Origin of the sequence: Pseudomonas sp. PS02303, from assembly GCF_029959925.1 — a bacterium.
GTDB classification, from domain to species: Bacteria; Pseudomonadota; Gammaproteobacteria; order Pseudomonadales; family Pseudomonadaceae; genus Aquipseudomonas; species Aquipseudomonas mandelii.
Genome location: NZ_JASCOM010000372.1, coordinates 1 through 4210 on the forward strand (window position 1 = coordinate 1; position 4210 = coordinate 4210).

Below are 4210 nucleotides of genomic sequence, written 5' to 3' on the forward strand. Positions count from 1 at the left end.
AGCCTGCTCGCGATAGCGGTCTGACAGTCACTAAAAAGGTGGCTGCACTACCGCTTTCGCGAGCAGGCTCGCTCCCACATTTGTTTTGTGTGTGGCTGATAACCCTATCCACTCACTATTCGGTTTTTCCTATCACCGCAGGTTATCGCCGGATACGCATAAGTGATTATCCGCACCCCCGAGCGCTGGCTAAAGTCGCTCCATCGAATGCCGGAACCCGCCCCCGTGCGGTTTTGTGCAGCGACCCGACAACTACAAAAAGCCGGCAGCGCAAGGAACTGTATTCATGAAAATCAAAGCCATCCGTACCCGTGTTTTTGAGTGGAAAGGCAAAGTCGTTCCGCCTCAAGCACACTTCTGCACCAACGCCAGCGACATCCTGTTCGAACGTGGCGATGCCATGGGCTCGTTCCGTTTCCATGGCTGGCTGGTGGTGGAAGTCGAGACCGATAACGGCCTCGTCGGCATCGGTAACTGCGCCCTGGCGCCGCGTGTGGCCAAGGAAATCATCGACACCTACCTGGCGCCGATTGCCATTGGCGAAGACCCGTTCGACAACGAATACATCTGGCAGAAGATGTACCGCCAGAGCCACGCCTGGGGCCGCAAAGGCATCGGCATGGCGGCGATCTCGGCGATCGACATCGCGATCTGGGACATCATGGGCAAAGCCGTGAACAAACCGGTGTTCAAACTGCTCGGCGGTCGCACCAAGGAAAAGATCTGGACCTACGCCTCCAAGCTCTACGCCAATGACAACCTCGACCTGTTCCTCGAAGAGGCCCAGGGCTATCTGAACCAGGGTTTCACCGCGCTGAAAATGCGTTTCGGCTACGGCCCGAAAGACGGCCCGGCGGGTATGCGCAAGAACATCGAGCAAGTGCGTGCCCTGCGTAACCTGGCCGGTCCCGACATCGACATCATGCTCGAGTGCTACATGGGCTGGACCCTGGAATACGCCCGCCGCATGCTGCCCAAACTTGCTGAATTCGAACCACGCTGGCTGGAAGAGCCGGTGATTGCCGACGACATCGAAGGCTACATCGAGCTGAAGAAAATGGGGATCATGCCGATCTCCGGCGGCGAGCATGAGTTCACCTCCTACGGCTTCAAAGACCTGCTGGAACGCCGTGCCGTCGACGTGATCCAGTACGACACCAACCGCGTGGGCGGTATCACCGCAGCGCGCAAGATCAACGCCATGGCCGAAGCCTGGTCGGTGCCGGTGATCCCGCACGCCGGGCAGATGCACAACTACCACCTGACCATGTCCACCACCGCCTCGCCGATGGCCGAGTTCTTCCCGGTGTTCGACGTCGAGGTCGGCAACGAACTCTTCTACTACGTGTTCAAGGGCGAGCCGCAACCGGTCAACGGCTACATCCAGCTCGACGATGACAAGCCCGGCCTGGGCCTGGAAATCTCCGATGAGTACTTGAGTGACTTCAACATCATCGAGTGATCCAAATCCCAATTTTCTGGAGGCCGTCATGCGCCTGATTCAATTTGAAAACACTGCCGGTGAACGCCAGGTGGGTCTCGTTGAGGGTTCGCAGGTAAAGGTGCTGCAAGGCACCCGTAGCACCCATGAACTGGCCCTCGCGGCGATTCGTGCCCAACGCAGCCTGCAAGAAGAAGTCGCACTGCGCGGCACCGAACCGGGACCGGATTACGCCCAGCTGTTGCAGCAGGGCAAAGTCCTGCCACCGCTGGACCACGAAGACCCGGCCCATTGCCTGATCAGCGGCACCGGCCTGACCCATTTGGGCAGCGCCTCGGCGCGGGACAAAATGCACCAGCAGGAGGGCGCGGTCGAAGCCGGCATGACCGACACCATGCGCATTTTCAAATGGGGCCTGGAGGGTGGTAAACCGGCGGCCGGGCAGGTCGGCGCGCAACCGGAATGGTTCTATAAAGGTGATGGCAGCATCGTCGTGCGCCCCGGCGCGGATTTCCCGGTGCCGCCGTTTGCCGAAGACGCCGGCGAGGAACCCGAGCTGACCGGCCTCTACGTGATCGGCGACGACGGCCAGCCGTACCGCGTCGGTTATGCCTTGGGCAACGAGTTCTCCGACCATGTGATGGAGCGGCGCAATTACCTGTATCTCGCCCATTCGAAACTGCGTTTCTGCGCCTACGGTCCGGAGCTGCGCGTCGGCGAGTTGCCCAAGCACCTTGCAGGCACCAGCCGCATCACGCGAAACGGCAAAACCATCTGGGAAAAGGAGTTTCTCAGCGGCGAAGACAACATGTGCCACAGCCTCGCCAACCTCGAATTCCACCACTTCAAATACGCGCAGTTTTTGCGTCCCGGCGATGTCCACGTGCATTACTTCGGCACCGCAACGTTGTCGTTTGCCGACGGGATAAAAACCCAGCCGGGCGATCGCTTCCAGATCAGCCTCGATGAGTTCGGCGCGCCCCTGGAAAACGGCATCGGCGAAAGTGCCCAGCCGTTGGCCATCGGCCAGGTGCGCACGCTTTAAGTCTTCAATCACCGGCGTTGTCGGCCGGTCAAGGGATCACTCATGACCACGCTACTCGGACACAACTACATCGGCGGTCGCCGCAGCGCCAACGGTACGCAACAGCTGCAAAGCCTCGATGCCACGACGGGCGAAGCCCTGCCGGGCCGTTTTTTCCAGGCCACTGAAGCGGAAGTGGACGCCGCAGCCAGCGCTGCGGCCGCTGCCTACCCGGTTTACCGCAACCTCAGCGCGGAGAAACGCGCTCAGTTCCTCGACGCCATCGCCGATGAAATCGATGCTCTGGGCGATGACTTCGTCGCCACCGTGTGCCGCGAAACCGCGTTGCCGGCCGGGCGTATCCAGGGTGAGCGCGGGCGCACCAGCGGCCAGATGCGCTTGTTTGCCAAGGTCCTGCGTCGCGGCGATTTCTACGGCGCGCGCATTGATCGGGCACTGCCGGATCGCCAGCCGTTGCCACGTCCGGACCTGCGTCAGTACCGCATCGGCCTGGGGCCTGTCGCCGTGTTCGGTGCCAGCAACTTTCCGTTGGCATTTTCAACCGCCGGTGGCGATACCGCTTCGGCGCTGGCCGCCGGTTGCCCGGTGGTGTTCAAGGCGCACAGCGGGCACATGGCGACTGCCGAGTGGGTCGCGGACGCAATCATCCGCGCCGCCGAGCGCACCGAAATGCCGCCCGGCGTCTTCAACATGATCTACGGCGGGGGGGTCGGCGAATGGCTGGTCAAGCATCCGGCGATTCAGGCGGTGGGCTTCACCGGTTCGCTCAAGGGCGGCAATGCCTTGAGCCACATGGCCGCGACTCGGCCACAGCCGATTCCGGTGTTTGCCGAAATGTCGAGCATCAACCCGGTGTTCCTGCTGCCCGAAGCGCTCAAGGTTCGCGGTGAGCAAATCGCTGCGCAACTGGCCGGGTCGGTGACCTTGGGCTGCGGGCAGTTCTGCACCAACCCGGGCCTGGTCATCGGTTTGCGTTCGCCGCAGTTCAGCCAGTTCCTGGAAACGTTTTGCGCCAGCATGAACCAGCAACCGGCCCAGACCATGCTCAATGCCGGCGCGCTGGTCAGTTACAGCCGAGGCCTTGGCGAGTTGCACGAACATCCGGGGCTGACGCACTTGGCGGGCAAGCCGCAACAGGGCAATCAGGCACAACCGCAGGTGTTCAAGGCTGACGTCAGTCTGTTGCTCAAGGGCGATGAGCTGCTTCAGGAGGAGGTGTTCGGACCGACCACCATCGTCATCGAGCTTGAGGACCGAGCGCAGCTGGCGGCAGCGTTGCACGGTCTGCGCGGGCAATTGACGGCGACGCTGATTGGCGAGACGGACGAGTTGCTGGAGTACCGTTGGCTGGCGGAGTTGCTGCAGGAAAAGGTCGGGCGGATTCTGCTCAATGGCTACCCGACCGGGGTCGAGGTGTGTGAGGGGATGGTGCATGGCGGGCCGTATCCGGCGACGTCTGATTCGCGCGGCACATCGGTTGGCACCTTGGCGATTGACCGGTTCCTGCGGCCGGTGTGCTTCCAGAACTACCCGGATGCGTTGTTGCCCGAGGCGTTGCAGAACGCCAATCCGCTGAGGATTCGGCGGTTGGTGGATGGGGAGGTGAGTCAGTCAGCGTTGTAGTCTCTACCGCCTTCACGAGCAGGCTCGCTCCCACATTGGATTTGCGGTGAACACAAAATCCTGTGGGAGCGAGCCTGCTCGCGAAGGCGTCATCAGCCACA

General features: G+C 61.7%; 3 protein-coding genes. All 3 read left to right on the top strand.

Translation table 11 applies throughout. From position 1 onward, the window contains the following. Positions 1-286 precede the first annotated feature (286 nt). The 3 genes from QMX98_RS32735 to QMX98_RS32745 are packed head-to-tail and all read left to right on the top strand — an operon-like array spanning position 287 to position 4109. Positions 287-1462, top strand: coding sequence for an L-rhamnonate dehydratase (locus QMX98_RS32735; protein ID WP_221108688.1), 1176 nt, complete (start codon positions 287-289; stop codon positions 1460-1462). A 28-nt stretch (positions 1463-1490) separates the two neighbouring features. Then, positions 1491-2486: an AraD1 family protein gene (gene araD1 / locus QMX98_RS32740; RefSeq protein WP_282411988.1), complete on the top strand. Its 996-nt coding sequence runs from the start codon at positions 1491-1493 to the stop codon at positions 2484-2486. A 42-nt stretch (positions 2487-2528) separates the two neighbouring features. Beyond that, a complete protein-coding gene (locus QMX98_RS32745) occupies positions 2529-4109 on the top strand; it encodes an aldehyde dehydrogenase (NADP(+)) (RefSeq protein WP_282411989.1) in 1581 nt (526 codons plus the stop codon). The last annotated feature ends 101 nt before the right edge of the window (positions 4110-4210 follow it).

Coding starts and splice junctions, on each gene's coding strand:
- QMX98_RS32735 (WP_221108688.1), top strand. CDS start 287: ATGAAAATCAAAGCCATCCGTACCCGTGTTTTTGAGTGGAAAGGCAAA.
- QMX98_RS32745 (WP_282411989.1), top strand. CDS start 2,529: ATGACCACGCTACTCGGACACAACTACATCGGCGGTCGCCGCAGCGCC.
- araD1 (WP_282411988.1), top strand. CDS start 1,491: ATGCGCCTGATTCAATTTGAAAACACTGCCGGTGAACGCCAGGTGGGT.